The sequence below is a fragment of the Microbacterium sp. P5_E9 genome (genome assembly GCF_054049175.1).
The window spans coordinates 1-553 of sequence record NZ_JBFUMV010000124.1; the positions used below are offsets into that span (position 1 = coordinate 1).

General features: G+C 73.1%; 1 protein-coding gene. It reads right to left on the reverse strand.

The features are described from left to right. Positions 1-14: 14 nt before the first annotated feature. A partial coding sequence (locus ACXJ3V_RS20575) for a WD40/YVTN/BNR-like repeat-containing protein (protein WP_457102213.1) occupies positions 15-553 on the reverse strand: 539 nt, incomplete at its 5' end.

Here is a 553-nt window from a genome sequence, read left to right on the forward strand (position 1 = left end):
TGTTCATCGCTGTGTCACCTCGCCGCCGGCGCCATCGCCAGCCGCTGAACGCCGGACGGGCCGGCGACGAGCAGCCAGTCGGCTTCCATCGAGACCACGTCGAAAGCCGCGCCCAGCCCGGGCATCGGCGCCATCGGCACGAAGCTGTCGCCGAGCGCGGCGCCGACCAGCACCTCGCCCGCCTGCGTCGCCAGCACGAGGCGGCCATCGGGCAGGAGCACGCCGCCGTTGACCGCCGCGCGGGTGCCGGTCGCCAGCGGCTTCCAGTTCGCGCCTGCGTCGGTCGAGCGCCAGGCCGTGCCGCGCAGGCCGAGGGCGACGATCGCGTCCTTCGAGGCCGCCATGCCGAACCAGGTGCCGGGATACGGCGTTTCGATGCGCACGAAGCGTCCGGCCGCCGCGTCCAGGCGCATGACCAGGCCGAGCTCGCCGACGATCACCACCTGGTCGCCGGCCTGGCGGATGGCATGCAGTGAATAGCCGTCGCGGTTGTCGGTGCGGTCGAGCCATGGCTCCCACTTCGCGCCGCCGTCCGCCGTGTGCAGGATCAGGT